Below are 15102 nucleotides of genomic sequence, written 5' to 3'. Positions count from 1 at the left end.
GGCATGGAATATGACGCTTCGCCTCTTTTTCCATAGTGATGACCTCAAGGCCAATGTGGAAGTCCTGGATTGCACGCCCCACGAGCATGAATTCGCGGTCGTTTTGCGCGCCACACTGTTCCACCCCCAGGGCGGTGGACAGCCTTGTGATACCGGCTGGATCGGTGAAAGCCAGGTACTGCGGGTCGTCCAGGATCCAGACCGGATCGTCCATTACGTCGACCACCCGGTACAACCCGGCATGACACAGATCCGGGTCGATGAACAACGCCGCCAATTCAATACCCGCATGCACTCTGCCGGACACCTGATCGGCCACTTTGTTCAGGTCCTGGGCTGGATGCCGATCAAGGCCCACCATTGGCCGGGCGAAGGCCGTGTGCAGTTCAAACCGGCGGATTCGGCTGAAGAGATCGAGGCCCAGCCCCTTCAGGACGGTATCGCGCAGTGGATCGCCGATGACCTGCCGCGCCTGACCTCGCTGCGCGAAGGCGCCCGGGAAATCGGCTTCGGCGAACTGCCGGCCTACGGCTGTGGCGGCACCCATGTACGTAGCCTGAAGGATTTAGGCACGGTCACGATCGACTCCCTTTCACTGAAAAAGGGCACGCTTTCGGTCCACTACCACGTGGATTGAGCTTGTTGGCGATGTCGGCACCTTCATCGCCTGACGCCGGGGGAGCGTGCATTCGCAGGCTCCGTTGACTAATCGATAGATGGACCTAAACCATGATGCTTGACGTCGAGCGTCTCGATGAGACGTGCATAAAAAAACTGGCCAACGAAGAAGTCCTCGCCATTCGCGTCAAAGGCTTCTTGCCTCAACCGCTGGCGGTGCAGATTGGCGACAAGATCCTTGCGCCGGGCTTTGAGGGTTACATCAACGCGCCGAGCATCGGTCGCATCGGCATGGCGTTTTACGAAGCGGAAAACCAGCCGCTGCTGATCGAAGACTATTTCGAACGCGCCACCAGCAACATCGAGGAACTGCGCAATCGCTGTGCGCCCTACTCGTCCCCGGTCGACACCCTGCGCTGCATGCTCGACGAGTCCTGGCCGGCGGGTGCACATCTGGAGAATCTTTACGGACGCAAAATGTATGTGGGCCTGTCCCGGGTGGTGAAACCCGGCGTGTGCTTTCTCGCCCATCACGACATTTTTGCCAAGGACGCCCCGGACAGTTTTCAGGCCCGCAGCCTGGAGGCGCAGTTCGCCTGCAATGTCTACCTGAACATGCCCGCCGAGGGCGGCGCGTTGCAGATGTGGGACCACGACATTTCCCCCGACCGGTTCGACGAAATGCGTGGCGACAGCTACGGCATCGACCCGGCCCTGCTTGGCCCTCCGACCCTGGAAATTCGCCCTGATCCGGGGGATTTCATCATGTTCAATTCGCGCTGCATGCACTCGGTGACCCCGGGCGTGGCCGATCCGCGCTTGAGCCTTTCGTTCTTTGTCGGTTATCGCGGCAATGCTTCACCCCTGACTTTCTGGAGTTGAAATGCTTTCCAATTACCTGGGCGAGTTTCTGGCGCTGGCGACCATCCACTTTCTGGCCGTAGTCGCACCCGGACCGGACTTCGCCGTGACCATTCGCCAGAGCGTACGCTTCGGTCGACTGGTGGGCATCTGTACCGCGCTGGGCATCGGCGCGGGCATTTCCGTGCACGTGCTTTACACCTTGCTCGGCGTCGGCGCGTTGATGCACACCACGCCATGGCTGCTGACGGTGGCCAAGGTCGTGGGCGGTGCCTACATTCTGTACCTCGGCGTCAGCCTGCTGCGCAGCAAACCCAAGACCGCCCTGGAAGGCGACAAAGTCGCGGACGAGCCGATGGTGGAACAGACCTTGTTGAAGGCGTTTACCACCGGTTTCCTGACTAACGCGACCAACCCGAAAGCCACGCTGTTTTTCCTGGCGATCTTCACCACCATCATCAGCGCCACGACACCGCTACAGATCCAGGCGCTGTATGGCGTGTGGATGTGCTTCGTCAACGCGCTGTGGTTTGTGATCGTCGCGTTGTTCTTTTCCAGTGCCCGGATTCGGCTGCTGTTCATGCGCATGGGGCACTGGTTCGAACGCACCATGGGGGTGATTCTGATCCTGTTCGCCGGGCGCCTGATCCTGTCGATGTAACCCCGCGCCCCTGCAAAAGGCCCGCTCAGTCAGACTGGCGGGCCTTTTGCATTTCTGCGTCGCTTTTGCCGTTCTGTGCGACAGTTCCCACTTCAGGGGCTCCCCTGTCACTCCCTCGCGGTGTTAGTTTGGAAACCTTTCTGATTATTCGATCAGATATTTCCCACTCACAACCTGCGAAGGAATGCCCCCAGCAATGGATTTTTCTCTCAAGCAACTGGCCGCGACCACCCTGATTCTGGCGAGCCTTTCGTCGTTCACCACACTGGCCCAGGCCAACATCACCCCGCAACAGAGCGCGACCCTTCTCAAGTCTTTCAGTGAAACTTCGGTCACGGATTTCAGGCAGTTCCTGGGTGGCGTGGCCAAGAGCGACCTGGCGAAGACCGCCAACCTCGGCCCGGCCATCAGCGCCTTCCTCGACAACAAAACCCTTTCTGCCGAACAGCAAAACGAGATCACTCGCCTGCTGGGGATTTATGCGCGGGTGAAATACGGCAGCGCGGCCACCGAGACCCTGCGTGAACTGGTGGCAATTCCGACCTTCCAGGTTGAAGGCGTCGCCCAGCACGACAATCCTGAATTCATCAAGATCGCCGACAAGATCAAGAGCCTGGCCCAGGCCTTCAACCTGAATTTCCGCAACATCGATAATCGCGTCTATGAAATCTCCCTCGAAGGCAGCGGCGATGAAGTCGTGGGCATTCACGCCCATGCCGACGTGGTGCCCGTGACGCCGGAGAACTGGGTCCTGAAGGACGGCACCAAACTCGATCCGTTCAAAGTCACCCTGATCGGCGACCGCATGTATGGCCGGGGTACCGAGGATGACAAGAACGGCATCGTGGTGGCGATGTACGCGATGAAGGTCATCAAGGAAGAAAAGCTGCCGCTGGCCAGGAATTTCAAGCTGCTAGTGGACACCACCGAAGAAACCACCGGCGACGCCATTCCTTATTACTTCGAACACAACCCGACGCCCAACTACAACCTGGCGCTGGATGGCGGCTACCCGGTGGTGATTGCCGAGAAAGGCTACGGCACCGTCATGGCCAAGTTCGCCGTACGCAAGGGCGAAGGTAAAGGCGCCGAAATCATCTCGATGACCGGCGGCATGGCCACTAACCAGATTCCATCGGCTTCCGTTGCGACCCTGGTCACTGACAAACCCGCCGAACTGGCCGCCAGCCTGCAGAAGGCCGGGGCTGATTATGCCAAGCGCAACAGCGGCAACGGCGGCAACTTCGAAGTGAACGCCAAGGTCGACGGCAAGAACGTCAAGCTGACGGTCACCGGCGTTTCTGCCCACTCCTCCGAGCCCGAATCCGGTGTGAACCCGGTGGCCAGGATGCTCGACTTCATCCATAGCCTGGATGGCAAAGTCGCGCTCAAGCACAACCACATCACCGACGCCGCCCGCTATGCCGCCGACAACTGGGGCCTGGATTACCTGGGTGGCAAATTGGGCGTTGGCTTCTCCGATGCCTTCATGGGTCCGCTGACCACGTCCCTGACCTTTGTCGGAATGGATGACAAAACCTTCAAGCTCGCCGTCAACCTGCGTGTACCGAAGGGCGAGTCCCCGGAAGCGCTCAAGGCAAAAATTGCTGAAAAGATTGGTGCCTGGAGCAAGAAAACCCACGTAGCGGCGACCTTCGACTACTCGATCGCCGAGCCGATGTACCGCAATCCTGAGGGTGAATGGGTCAAGGCGTTGTTGGCGGTGTCCACGGAAAACCTGGGCATGGAACACAAGTTCGGCTCCTCTGCCGGCGCCACTTCGGTCCATGAACTGCCCAATGGCGTGCAATTCGGCCTGGCCCGACCCGAGGTCAAGTACACCGGCCACACCGACAACGAGTTCAAGACTGTCGACCAGTTCCTGCTGGACCTGCAGATCGTGACCGAGATGATGGGCCGCGTCGGGCAGTTGCCGAAGCTCTGATGCACTTTTGGACCCGCTGCTGTGGCGGGTCCGACTTCTGGAGCTTTCAGCAAAAAACGCACAAACAAAAACGCCGCTCATTGCTGAGCGGCGTTTTTGTTGAATATGGAGCGGGAAACGAGACTCGAACTCGCGACCCCGACCTTGGCAAGGTCGTGCTCTACCAACTGAGCTATTCCCGCAAATGGCGTCCCCTAGGGGACTCGAACCCCTGTTACCGCCGTGAAAGGGCGGTGTCCTAGGCCACTAGACGAAGGGGACACGCTAACTGAAACACATGGTGTGTATTCCAGTGCCCAAATCCGCATCCGAAGATGTCGGTTCTGGTTTCACTCAGCCCTGCCCGAAAGCAACGCTGTTTAAAATTGGAGCGGGAAACGAGACTCGAACTCGCGACCCCGACCTTGGCAAGGTCGTGCTCTACCAACTGAGCTATTCCCGCATATGGCGTCCCCTAGGGGACTCGAACCCCTGTTACCGCCGTGAAAGGGCGGTGTCCTAGGCCACTAGACGAAGGGGACACACGTACAACATTCACTCCCTACCGCGTTTCGCTGTGTGCTTTACGCTGTAAGTGGCGCGCATTCTATGGATGGATTGATGGGTCGTCAACCCCCTGATATAAATTTATTTAAATCAATGACTTCGCCGTGCTTTTGGAGGCGAATCGGGGTTTTCCGTCGCCCGCCGTTTGACGCCTATATTCTGGCACCCGCCAAGGCGCTATAGTCCACCCACTCAACGAATGATGGCAATGTGCACTGCGCACGCTATTACTTATATAAGCAGGATGACTGCCGATATAAGTAGAGTCGTGGCCGATTCAACTCGTCGAGCGGCCCTATGCGCTCCCACGCCAAGCCACTACACTCGCACGCGAACCCTATAAAGAGGTCTTACCGGTGACACCACTCATGATCACCCTGCTAGTCGTAGCCGGGATCGCACTATTGATCGCCATTGGCTACATGAACCATGTGGTGGAAAACAATAAGCTGGAAAAGGCCCGTACCAAGGTCGAACTCAACGACCGCCTGCGTCGCTGCGGCGAAATCACCGAGACCTTCCCCGGCCAGTTGATGACACCCGCGCTCAAGCTGTTGTTGACTCGCCTGGAGCTGAACGTCTGCCAGCGCCTGCTGCACCTTGATAAAACCAATGCCACGGCCAAGGCTCGCATCGCCGAACTGAACACCCTGGTCGCCCAGGGCGAATCGATCCCGGTCAACAACCCGCTGGCACCGATCCAGACCGAAGCCAAGGCCAAGGATGTGCGCTTCTTGCTCGAAGCCTTGCACGGCCAGATCACCCGCGCCGCACAGGACGGCTTCCTGCCGACCAACGAAGCCAAGCGCTGGATCCGCGAAGTCCGCCACATCCTGGTCCTGCTGCACATCGAGTTCTTCAACAACCTCGGCCAGCACTCCCTGCAACAAAACCAGCCTGGCCAGGCCCGCCTGGCATTCGAACGCGGCGTGCAATACCTGCGCAAGCAACAGGAACCGCAGCTCTACGCCGAACAACTCGAATACCTGGAAAAACTCCTGGCCCGCGCCAACGCCCAAGTCATGGACCAGACCGCCCCGGCTGAAGGCGAAGTCAACCAATTGACCGAAGGGTTGAAAGACGTCGAGGCTGATGCCGACTGGAAAAAGAAAGCGATTTACGACTGATCGAACCAGTCAGGGAAGAAAGCCACCAGGAGGTGGCTTTTTTTTGCTTTGGATTTGGTGGGGGGAAGATCCAAAGATCGCAGCCTTCGGCGGCGTCTACGGGGATTGGTACATCCGATGGTAATGGGGTGGCTGTCAGGCCGCCTTCGCGGGCAAGCCTTGCTCCTACAGGGCTTGGTACATCCGATGGTAATGGGTCGGCTGTCAGGCCGCCTTCGCGGGCAAGCCTCGCTCCTACAGGGCTTGGTACATCCGACGGTAATGGGTCGGCTGTCAGGCCGTCTTCGCGGGCAAGCCTTGCTCCTACAAAAAGCAGAAGCAGAGCGGTGTACACCGCCCGCTTTTCACCACTCATTAGGCCGAGCGTTAGCTCGCCTGCTTTTGATCTTGCTCTACCCGCCCCTTCGGGAGGCCGAGTGGAGGTTCTGCGTAGTGGGCAGCCCGGCATGGATGCCGGGCTAGCCGCCCCCGGCCATGGATGGCCGATGGCGGCGGGCCCACGGAGCAGGACCGGAGCGAGGGAACGCCGAGCCTCAGCGAGGGGCCGGACGCTGGGGCGAGACCTTTTGGTTCCTTTTGGGGCGTTTGCCAAAAGGGACTCGCCGTAAGGGCGAAACCATAAGTGGCCGTTACCGCAGAAATGGATATGTACACAACAACCACCAAGAACCTGGTCGACCCAAAGGTCGCCAAGTCAAAGCCGAAAGTGCCCAACCATCCCCTTGAGCTCGATCCCCAACTGCGCCAACTCAATACTGGAAGCCGCATTCCCCTGCATCGCCAACGAAGACTGATCCGCACTGGCCCGAATACTCGTCACACTGCGATTAATCTCCTCAGCCACCGAACTCTGCTCCTCAGCCGCCGCCGCAATCTGCTGATTCATCTGCTGAATCAACGACACCGCCGCCGCAATACTCCCCAGCGCACTCTCAGTCTGCAACGCATCACTCACCGCCAGCTTCACCAACTCACCACTGTTCTGAATCTGCTGCACCGACGACTGCGCCGCCGAGCGCAAGGCACTGACCAGCCGCTCAATCTCCTCAGTCGATTGCTGAGTCCGCTTGGCCAACGCCCGCACCTCATCAGCCACCACCGCAAACCCCCTGCCCTGCTCACCCGCCCGCGCCGCTTCGATAGCTGCGTTGAGCGCCAACAAATTAGTCTGCTCAGCCACGCTTTTGATCACGCTAAGCACCGTGCCAATGTTCTGGATCTCCGCACTCAAGCTCTCGATGCTGGAACTGGCCGAAGTCGCCGAATCCGCCAACTGCTCGATCCGCGCCATGCTCTGGCGCACCACCTGTTGCCCGCTCTCGACCTTGTCGTCCGCCGTCTGCGCCGCCGTAGCGGCCTCTTCGGCATTGCGCGCCACGTCATGCACCGTGGCGGTCATCTGATTCATCGCCGTGGCGACTTGCTCGGTTTCTTCCTTCTGGCTGCTGACTTCCAGGTTGGTCTGCTCAGTCACCGCCGACAGCGACTGCGCGGAACTGGCCAACTGCTCGATGCCCGCCTGCAAACCACTGACAATACTGCTCAGACCTGCACCCATCTGTTGCATCGCCAGCATCAACTGGCCGATTTCATCACGACGGGTCACTTCCACCGTCGCACTCAAATCACCCGCCGCAATCTGCTGGGCCACACGGATCACACTGCGCAACGGCGCCACGATCAACCGAGTAATCACCCACGCCGCGATCAACCCGACCAACAACGCCAGCGCCGAAGAGCCAATGATCAACAGCGAATTCTTTTTCAGTTCGGCCTGCATCGCCCCGTCTTCGGCCCCATAGGCCTGGTCCACACGCTCCACCACTTGGCCGGCCCGCTGGTGCAGTTGTTCGTAGACGGTTTTTTCCTGGGCCAGCAGCCCGGTGTATTCGGCGAGCTTCTCGCTGAAACTGGCGATATGGCCGGTCACTTCATTGAGGACGGTCTGGTAGCCCTCATCCTTGACCGTGGTTTTCAGCTGTTCGGCCTGGGTCAGAGCCTGATCGGCCTGCTCGATCTTGCCCTTGCCGGCGCTGTCGTCGTCACCCTTGCGACTCTGGTCGAGGCGCACGCGGGCCTCGTTCATGGCCTGCAACATCAACCGCGAGACCTGGCTGACCTGATTGGCCTGTTCGATGAATTGTGCGCCGTCCTTGCCCTCGGACTCTTTCAAGCCATAGGCGCCGTCGTCGGCGAGGCCGGCTTGCAGCACGTCGAGGTTATTGGCCACGCTGGACACCGACCAACTGGCCATTTCCAGGGCCAGGTCCTTGGCCTGGGTCAGCGAGACAAATTCGTCAAAGGCCTTGCGGTAGGCGCCAAGCGACTGCTCGACATCGTTCATGACCGGCACGTTGGCCGCCGATTGCGCCTTCAACTGAGTTGACAGGGCAATCAGCCCATCAACCCCCTGGCGCAGGGCATCGGCGGTTTTCGGGTTGCCATGCAAGGCGTATTCCTGCTCCAGCAAACGCACTTTGAGCAAGCCGCTGTTGAGCGACGACATTTGCTTGAGCCCGTCGAAGCGATGACTGATGGTTTGCAGGGACCATACGCCAATGGCTGCCACCAAGGCAGTCAACAACAGCACCAGGACAAACCCGATGCCCAGTTTCTTTGCCATACCGAGGTTGGCAAAACGTCCTTGCACGGCCGAAATCATTGCTCGTAGTCCCCTGCCATAGTCTGTAGATGGAGATTCGCAACGGGCCTGTGCCAGCACAAGTCTCTGGCGTCGGAATAATGGCAAAAAGCTACGCCCACGTCGTTTTCAGAACGCTTTAGGTCGATCCGAAGCGGTGGCCTGGAAAAACCGCCGGGCTCGTGGATCGCAGGCATATGCCACATTGATCCGCTGCCAGTCATGGGCCGCACCGGTCGGGCTGAAGGCCGTCGGGGAAGACAGCAGCACGCCAAAACGTCGTGCCTGTGCCCGCAGCTGAGCGTAGTCGCACATTGGCGATCGCGCCCAGATGAACAAGCCACCGCAAGGCTTGCCGAACACCTCCCATTCGGCGTCTTCAAGCAGCTGCAATGCTGCCGTCCTGTCCACGCTCAGGCGCTGACGCTGGCGCTGTACCAGCTTGCGATAGGCGCCGGTGGCCAACAGACTGGCCAGCACCGACTCGCAGAACCGTGATCCGCCCATGCTGCTGATCATCTTGACCTCGGCCAGCCGTGCAATGAGCCCGGCGCTGGCCACCACAAACCCCACACGCAATGAGCTGCTGAGGGTTTTCGAGAAACTGCCGACGTAAATCACCCGGCCCTCGTCATCCAGCGCGGCGAGGCGCGTGCCGGGCCCCTTGTGCATATCGGCATACACGTCGTCTTCGATCACCAGCACATCATAAACCTTGCTCAGGTGCAGGACCTGCTGCGCCACCTCCGGTGTCACGCAGCTTCCCGTGGGGTTGTGGTGGTAGCTGTTGATAAACAGCGCACGCGGGCGGTGCTGGATCAACAAATGCTCCAGCACCTGCGTGTCGGGACCTTGCGCGGTACGTGGCACCTCAAGCATGCGCAGCCCGTGCAACCTGAGCAGATCGAACAGCTGAGAAAACCCGGGGCTTTCCACCACCACGCAATCGCCTGGCTTTAGCAGCGTGCGCACGATCAGGTCCAGCCCCTGACTGGCGCCGGTCGTGGTCAGGACGCGACTTTCGTGCGCCTCGATATTGAGTGCTTTGAGGCGTTTGAGGATCTGCTGGCGCAAGGCGAGCAAGCCCAGCGGCGTGCTGTAGTTGAACAGGCCGGCCATGTCGGTGCGGGCCACCTGGCGGATCGCGTAGCTGAGGTCGTCCGTCTCGCGCCAGCTTTCGGGCAAACCGCCACACCCCAGCATCAATTCACCCGACGGGTTCTCGGCGAGCCCCATGTGCATCGACTCCGCGCCTTCGAACCGGGGTAGATCACGCGCATCGGACACCACCGGTGCCGACGCGGCGACAAAGAACCCTGAACCGGGACGTGATGCCAGAACCCCCTGGGCCACCAGGCGTTCACAGGCTTCAACGACACTGGACTGACTGAGTAGATTGAGCCTCGCGATGTGCCGCACGGAAGGCAAGCGCGTCTCGGGCGGCACTTCGCCTTGACGGATCCAGCTCACCATTGCGTCGACGATTTGCTGTACGACCGGCACCATTGCCTGTCGGTCAATTCTCAATTCCATGAGCAAGCAAACTCCTGTCCATTTTGCTGCGCGCAGTTAATCACAGGAGCGCACGCCAGGCTGTGCGACAACGCCGACAAAACCGGCGGTTCTAACCATTTGAAACACATTCCCCGGCGCGGTCACGGAACCCTAAAAAAACCCCGCAAACGTGCGGGTCTTTTCCTACAAGGACGTTCCGGATTTCAAAAGGCGGTGACCCCGCCATCCACCGCCAGGGAATGCCCGGTAGTGAAGGCTGCACCGTCACTGCACAGGTACAACACCGCGCTGGCGATTTCCTCGACCTTGCCGATGCGACCGACCGGGTGCATCGCATTGGCGAACTCAGCCTTCTTCGGGTCGGCCTCATAGGCACGACGGAACATGTCGGTGTCGATCACCGCCGGGCACACCGCATTCACGCGGATCTTTTTCTTCGCGTATTCGATGGCGGCGGATTTGGTCAGGCCGATCACCGCGTGCTTGGAGGCGGCGTAGATGCTCATCTTCGGTGCCGCGCCAAGACCGGCCACCGACGCGGTGTTGACGATCGCACCGCCGCCCTGGGCCAACAGCAGCGGCAACTGATACTTCATGCACAGCCAGACGCCTTTGACGTTGACGCCCATGATCGCGTCGAACTCATCCATCGTGCCGTCGGGCAGTTTGCCTTTTTCGATTTCGATGCCGGCGTTGTTGAAGGCATAGTCGAGACGGCCGTAGGTATTGATCACCTCGTCCATCAGATGTTTTACCTCGCTCTCGACGGTGACGTTGCAACGCACGAAAGTCGCTTCGCCCCCCGCTGTACGAATCAGCGCCACGGTGCCCTCGCCCCCCGCCGTGTCCAGATCGGCGACCACCACCTTCAAGCCTTCGGCCGCAAAGGCCTGGGCGGTGGCGCGGCCAATGCCATTGGCTGCACCGGTCACAACAGCCACCTGGCCGGAAAACGTCATGCTCATTGTTATGTCCTCGAAGAGAAGGATGCGGGGGATCGCGTGTTTGCAGTCTAGCCACGGCACCTTGCGCACGGCAGCACTATCAGAAGGCCGGTTAAGTGCCCATGCGTCACAGTGATAGAGGCGCCCGACTCACTATCACTGCACTGGATCGGCGTGCATTCGCCGCATCAGCCAACCTTGCGGCATCTGCCCTGAGGGTCTATCAACAAAGCTTCCATTCAGCTTGAGTGCCTGTCATGACTACCCAGACCAATCGCCAATTTCTGCTCGCCAAACGCCCGGTGGGTCCGGCGACCCGCGAAACGTTCACCTATCAAGAAGTACCGGTCGGCGAACCGGCGGCGGGTCAGATCCTGGTCAAGAACGAATTCCTGTCCCTGGATCCGGCCATGCGTGGCTGGATGAACGAGGGCAAGTCCTACATCCCGCCGGTCGGCCTCGGTGAAGTCATGCGCGCTTTGGGCGTAGGCAAAGTCGTCGCATCGAACAATCCGGGATTCGCGGTCGGGGACTACGTCAACGGTGCCCTGGGGGTGCAGGATTATTTCGTCGGCGAGCCACGAGGTTTCTACAAGGTCGATCCAAAACTGGCGCCACTGCCGCGCTACTTGTCCGCACTGGGCATGACCGGGATGACCGCTTACTTCGCCCTGCTCGACGTGGGCGCACCGAAGGCCGGTGACACCGTGGTGTTGTCCGGCGCGGCTGGCGCGGTGGGCAGCATTGCCGGGCAGATTGCCAAGATCAAAGGCTGCCGCGTGATCGGCATCGCCGGCGGCGTGGACAAGTGCAAATTCCTGATCGATGAACTGGGCTTCGATGGCGTCATCGACTACAAAAACGAAGACGTGCTGGCCGGGCTCAAGCGCGAATGCCCGAAAGGCGTGGACGTGTATTTCGATAACGTCGGCGGCGATATCCTCGACGCGGTGTTGAGTCGCCTGGCCCTGAAGGCGCGGGTGGTGATCTGCGGCGCGATCAGCCAGTACAACAACAAGGAAGCGGTCAAAGGCCCGGCCAACTACCTGTCGCTGCTGGTCAATCGCGCGCGGATGGAAGGCTTTGTGGTGATGGACTACGCCGCGCAATTCGCCGCTGCCGGGCAGGAAATGGCCGGCTGGATGGCCAAGGGGCAGTTGCAGAGTCGCGAAGATATCGTCGAAGGACTGGAGACGTTCCCGGAGACGCTGATGAAATTGTTCAGCGGCGAGAATTTCGGGAAGTTGGTGTTGAAGGTTTAACGCGGTAGATCAACAGATCGCAGCCTTCGGCAGCGCCTACAGGGGGATCGCATTTCCCTGTAGGCGCCTGCGTTCGTATTAGGCGATTTCGGCTACCACAGCCGCCAACGCCTTGGCCGGATCCGCCGCCTGGCTGATCGGACGGCCGATCACCAGATAGTCGGAACCGGCGTCCAGCGCCTGACGCGGGGTCAGGATGCGGCGTTGATCGTCCTGGGCGCTGCCCGCCGGACGAATGCCCGGGGTTACCAGTTGCAGCGACGGGTGCGCCGTTTTCAAGGCCTGGGCTTCAAGGGCCGAACACACCAGGCCGTCCATCCCGGCTTTTTCCGCCAATGCGGCCAGGCGCAGCACTTGCTCCTGGGGCTCGATGTCCAGACCAATGCCCGCCAGATCTTCACGTTCCATGCTGGTCAGCACGGTCACGCCAATCAATAACGGCTTGGGGCCGGTGCGCTGGTCGAGCACTTCACGGCACGCCGCCATCATGCGCAGGCCACCGGAACAGTGCACGTTGACCATCCACACGCCCATTTCCGCCGCAGCCTTGACGGCCATGGCGGTGGTGTTCGGAATGTCGTGGAACTTGAGGTCCAGGAACACTTCGAAACCCTTGTCACGCAGGGTGCCGACGATTTCCGCGGCGCAACTGGTGAACAGTTCCTTGCCGACTTTGACCCGGCACAGTTTCGGGTCCAACTGGTCGGCCAGCTTCAGTGCGGCGTCACGGGTGGGGAAATCCAGGGCGACGATGATAGGAGTCTGGCAGACGGACATGTGCGGGCTCTCAGGCAGGACGAAATCGGCGCGCATTGTAGCGGAACCAGCGCCGCTGCGGGACCCGATGATCGGTAAATCGTCCCGCAACCTCCAGCAAGCCTAGCCTGCGCGGCAATTGTGTCGAGCCCGATACACACAAGACACGCCCCCAACAAAGGTCGACGCTACCCTCGGCAGCCGCAACACGCCCTTACAGCACTTCCCGCCTTCGGGCCGGACGCCTATGCTGAAGCCACAACCTCGCAGCCCATCTTTGTGGTTGGCAGCCTACCTGGCAGATGAACCCACGCATGCACAGCACTCAAGCCCCTGTGAACGACGATCAAAAAGCGCCCGGCGATGACAAACGCTGGAGCATTCGCGCCCTGATCGTCGACGATGACGTCCCGATCCGCGAACTGATGATCGACTACCTGGCCCGGTTCAATATCCACGCCAGCGGCGTCACCGATGGCGCCGCGATGCGCCTGGCGCTGCAGGCGGAACATTTCGACGTGGTGGTGCTCGACCTGATGCTGCCCGGCGAAGACGGTTTGTCCCTGTGCCGCTGGCTGCGCGCCGAGTCGGACATCCCGATCCTGATGCTCACCGCGCGCTGCGAACCCACCGACCGGATCATCGGCCTGGAATTGGGCGCCGACGACTACATGGCCAAGCCGTTCGAGCCACGGGAACTGGTGGCGCGGATTCAGACAATTCTGCGGCGGGTGCGCGACGATCGCACCGAACAGCGGGCGAACATTCGCTTCGACAACTGGCGCCTGAACAGTGTGTTGCGCCAGTTGATCGCCGCCGATGGGCTGGTGGTGCCGCTGTCCAATGCGGAATTCCGCCTGCTTTGGGTGTTTATCGAACGTCCGCGCCGGGTGCTCAGCCGTGAACAGTTGCTGGATGCCGCCCGGGGTCGCTCGATCGAAGCCTTTGATCGCAGCATCGACCTGCTGGTATCGCGCCTGCGCCAGAAACTCGGGGACGATCCGAAAAACCCGCAGTTGATCAAAACCGTGCGCGGTGAGGGTTACCTGTTCGACGCCCGGGACATCGGCTGATGCGGGCGCGCTTCGATACGCTGTTCGGCCGCCTGTTTGGCGTGCTGCTGATCGCGATCATCCTGGCGCACCTGTTGGCGTTTTTCTGGTTTCACCATTACGGCCCGCCTCCCCCGCCACCGCCGCCAGGGTTTTCCGAGGACTTTGACGGGCGGCGTCCGCCGATGGACCCGCGCTTCGCCAATCGACCGCCGCGACCATGGTTCGGCGGGCCGTTGGTGCCGCTGACCTTTCAGTTTGTCTCGCTGATCATCGCCGCCTGGTACGGCGCCAAACTGCTGAGCCGGCCGATCCAGCGCCTGAGCGATGCTGCCGAGCGCTTGAGCGAAAACCTCGACAGCCCGCCGCTGGACGAGTCCGGGCCACGGGAAGCGCGGCAAGCGGCCCATACGTTCAATAAGATGCAGCGCCGGATTATCGAACAAGTGCAGCAGCGCTCGCGGATGCTCGGCGCAGTGTCCCACGACCTGCGCACGCCACTGTCGCGCCTCAAGCTGCGCCTGGAGCAGATCGACGACCACAAACTGCAAGGCCAGATGCGTCAGGATCTGGACGACATGATTCACATGCTCGACGCCACGCTCACCTACCTGCACGAACATCGCACCAGTGAAGCCCCGCAATGGATGGACGTGCAGGCGCTGGTGGAATCCCTGAGTGAAAACGCCCAGGACCAGGGCGCCAACGTCCAGGCCAGCGGGCATTGCGCGCCGCTGCAAGTGCAGCCGATGGCCTTGCGCTCGTGCATCAACAACCTGATCGACAATGCCCTGCGTTATGCCGGGGAAGCCCTGATTACCCTGGAAGACAGCCGAGGACATCTGGTGATCCGGGTGATCGATCACGGGCCGGGGATTGCGGCGGACAAGCGTGAAGCGGTGTTCGAACCGTTCTTCCGGCTGGAGGGTTCGCGCAACCGTAACTCCGGCGGGGTTGGCCTGGGCATGACCATTGCCCGGGAGGCTGCGGAGCGCCTGGGTGGGCGGTTGAGCCTGGAAGAGACGCCTGGTGGTGGTCTCACGGCGGTCATTAACCTGCCGCGCGTTTGAAAAGATCGGTCGGTCGCTGAAACCCTCTGTGTACCAATCGGTACAAACGCCACATACCCACGACAACTTGCCCCTTGAGAGCTGCATAAGCCGGTGCACTCACC

The 15102-nt window shown here is 60.6% G+C and carries 12 protein-coding genes, 4 tRNA genes and 1 pseudogene; 8 read left to right on the top strand and 9 right to left on the bottom strand.

Annotated elements, in window-relative coordinates; translation table 11 throughout:
• Positions 1-10 precede the first annotated feature (10 nt).
• From ACZ89E_RS00425 to ACZ89E_RS00410, 4 genes are all read left to right on the top strand, one after another.
• Entirely contained in the window at positions 11-637 is a 627-nt protein-coding gene (locus ACZ89E_RS00425) for an alanyl-tRNA editing protein (RefSeq protein WP_149659969.1), read from the top strand.
• Positions 638-729: 92 nt separating this feature from the next.
• Positions 730-1500 carry a 2OG-Fe(II) oxygenase gene (locus ACZ89E_RS00420; RefSeq protein ID WP_149659968.1) on the top strand — a complete coding sequence of 257 codons (771 nt, stop codon included), beginning with the start codon at positions 730-732 and terminating at the stop codon, positions 1498-1500.
• A 1-nt stretch (position 1501) separates the two neighbouring features.
• Positions 1502-2140, top strand: coding sequence for a LysE family translocator (locus tag ACZ89E_RS00415; protein WP_463258184.1), 639 nt, complete (start codon positions 1502-1504; stop codon positions 2138-2140).
• A gap of 196 nt (positions 2141-2336) precedes the next feature.
• Positions 2337-4085: a dipeptidase gene (locus tag ACZ89E_RS00410; protein WP_476254621.1), complete on the top strand. Its 1749-nt coding sequence runs from the start codon at positions 2337-2339 to the stop codon at positions 4083-4085.
• A 106-nt stretch (positions 4086-4191) separates the two neighbouring features.
• Here ACZ89E_RS00410 and ACZ89E_RS00405 read toward each other — a convergent pair.
• From ACZ89E_RS00405 to ACZ89E_RS00390, 4 genes are all read right to left on the bottom strand, one after another.
• Positions 4192-4267, bottom strand: a tRNA-Gly gene (locus ACZ89E_RS00405).
• A gap of 3 nt (positions 4268-4270) precedes the next feature.
• A tRNA-Glu gene (locus ACZ89E_RS00400) sits at positions 4271-4346 on the bottom strand.
• Between the two features lie 105 nt (positions 4347-4451).
• Positions 4452-4527, bottom strand: a tRNA-Gly gene (locus ACZ89E_RS00395).
• Between the two features lie 3 nt (positions 4528-4530).
• Positions 4531-4606, bottom strand: a tRNA-Glu gene (locus ACZ89E_RS00390).
• 393 nt (positions 4607-4999) lie between these two features.
• Between ACZ89E_RS00390 and ACZ89E_RS00385 the strand changes: the two genes are divergently transcribed.
• Positions 5000-5758 (top strand): hypothetical protein, encoded by a 759-nt coding sequence (locus tag ACZ89E_RS00385; protein WP_476254620.1) that lies wholly within the window; start codon positions 5000-5002, stop codon positions 5756-5758.
• A gap of 694 nt (positions 5759-6452) precedes the next feature.
• On the opposite strand, the gene ACZ89E_RS00380 is transcribed toward ACZ89E_RS00385, so the two are convergent.
• The 4 genes and pseudogenes from ACZ89E_RS00380 to ACZ89E_RS00365 all read right to left on the bottom strand — a co-directional run bounded on the left by ACZ89E_RS00380 (position 6453) and on the right by ACZ89E_RS00365 (position 10879).
• A complete protein-coding gene (locus ACZ89E_RS00380) occupies positions 6453-7157 on the bottom strand; it encodes a methyl-accepting chemotaxis protein (RefSeq protein WP_372242353.1) in 705 nt (234 codons plus the stop codon).
• A gap of 204 nt (positions 7158-7361) precedes the next feature.
• Positions 7362-7538: pseudogene (locus ACZ89E_RS00375) on the bottom strand (HAMP domain-containing protein); the annotation flags it as partial.
• 990 nt (positions 7539-8528) lie between these two features.
• Positions 8529-9932 (bottom strand): aminotransferase-like domain-containing protein, encoded by a 1404-nt coding sequence (locus ACZ89E_RS00370; protein WP_476254619.1) that lies wholly within the window; start codon positions 9930-9932, stop codon positions 8529-8531.
• Positions 9933-10117: 185 nt separating this feature from the next.
• On the bottom strand, positions 10118-10879 hold the full coding sequence (locus ACZ89E_RS00365; protein WP_123407028.1) for an SDR family oxidoreductase: 762 nt from the start codon (positions 10877-10879) through the stop codon (positions 10118-10120).
• Positions 10880-11115: 236 nt separating this feature from the next.
• On the opposite strand from ACZ89E_RS00365, the gene ACZ89E_RS00360 reads away from it, so the two are divergent.
• Positions 11116-12120 carry an NADP-dependent oxidoreductase gene (locus tag ACZ89E_RS00360; RefSeq protein WP_149659962.1) on the top strand — a complete coding sequence of 335 codons (1005 nt, stop codon included), beginning with the start codon at positions 11116-11118 and terminating at the stop codon, positions 12118-12120.
• A 78-nt stretch (positions 12121-12198) separates the two neighbouring features.
• Here the strand turns inward: ACZ89E_RS00360 and pyrF are convergent, their stop codons facing one another.
• Positions 12199-12897 (bottom strand): orotidine-5'-phosphate decarboxylase, encoded by a 699-nt coding sequence (gene pyrF / locus ACZ89E_RS00355; RefSeq protein ID WP_166656078.1) that lies wholly within the window; start codon positions 12895-12897, stop codon positions 12199-12201.
• Between the two features lie 293 nt (positions 12898-13190).
• On the opposite strand from pyrF, the gene ACZ89E_RS00350 reads away from it, so the two are divergent.
• Positions 13191-13949: a response regulator gene (locus tag ACZ89E_RS00350; protein ID WP_133840472.1), complete on the top strand. Its 759-nt coding sequence runs from the start codon at positions 13191-13193 to the stop codon at positions 13947-13949.
• Positions 13949-14998: a sensor histidine kinase gene (locus ACZ89E_RS00345; protein ID WP_149659961.1), complete on the top strand. Its 1050-nt coding sequence runs from the start codon at positions 13949-13951 to the stop codon at positions 14996-14998. Before ACZ89E_RS00350 ends, ACZ89E_RS00345 begins: the two co-directional genes overlap by 1 nt.
• The last annotated feature ends 104 nt before the right edge of the window (positions 14999-15102 follow it).

The organism is Pseudomonas sp. TE3899 (assembly GCF_056279105.1).
This window is presented reverse-complemented; position numbering and strand designations above follow the sequence as displayed.

What these genes read in the sequence shown, in the direction of transcription:
- ACZ89E_RS00425 (WP_149659969.1), top strand. Translation starts at nt 11, where the DNA reads ATGACGCTTCGCCTCTTTTTCCATAGTGATGACCTCAAGGCCAATGTG.
- ACZ89E_RS00420 (WP_149659968.1), top strand. Translation starts at nt 730, where the DNA reads ATGATGCTTGACGTCGAGCGTCTCGATGAGACGTGCATAAAAAAACTG.
- ACZ89E_RS00415 (WP_463258184.1), top strand. Translation starts at nt 1,502, where the DNA reads ATGCTTTCCAATTACCTGGGCGAGTTTCTGGCGCTGGCGACCATCCAC.
- ACZ89E_RS00410 (WP_476254621.1), top strand. Translation starts at nt 2,337, where the DNA reads ATGGATTTTTCTCTCAAGCAACTGGCCGCGACCACCCTGATTCTGGCG.
- ACZ89E_RS00385 (WP_476254620.1), top strand. Translation starts at nt 5,000, where the DNA reads ATGATCACCCTGCTAGTCGTAGCCGGGATCGCACTATTGATCGCCATT.
- ACZ89E_RS00380 (WP_372242353.1), bottom strand. Translation starts at nt 7,157, where the DNA reads ATGACCGCCACGGTGCATGACGTGGCGCGCAATGCCGAAGAGGCCGCT.
- ACZ89E_RS00370 (WP_476254619.1), bottom strand. Translation starts at nt 9,932, where the DNA reads ATGGAATTGAGAATTGACCGACAGGCAATGGTGCCGGTCGTACAGCAA.
- ACZ89E_RS00365 (WP_123407028.1), bottom strand. Translation starts at nt 10,879, where the DNA reads ATGAGCATGACGTTTTCCGGCCAGGTGGCTGTTGTGACCGGTGCAGCC.
- ACZ89E_RS00360 (WP_149659962.1), top strand. Translation starts at nt 11,116, where the DNA reads ATGACTACCCAGACCAATCGCCAATTTCTGCTCGCCAAACGCCCGGTG.
- pyrF (WP_166656078.1), bottom strand. Translation starts at nt 12,897, where the DNA reads ATGTCCGTCTGCCAGACTCCTATCATCGTCGCCCTGGATTTCCCCACC.
- ACZ89E_RS00350 (WP_133840472.1), top strand. Translation starts at nt 13,191, where the DNA reads ATGCACAGCACTCAAGCCCCTGTGAACGACGATCAAAAAGCGCCCGGC.
- ACZ89E_RS00345 (WP_149659961.1), top strand. Translation starts at nt 13,949, where the DNA reads ATGCGGGCGCGCTTCGATACGCTGTTCGGCCGCCTGTTTGGCGTGCTG.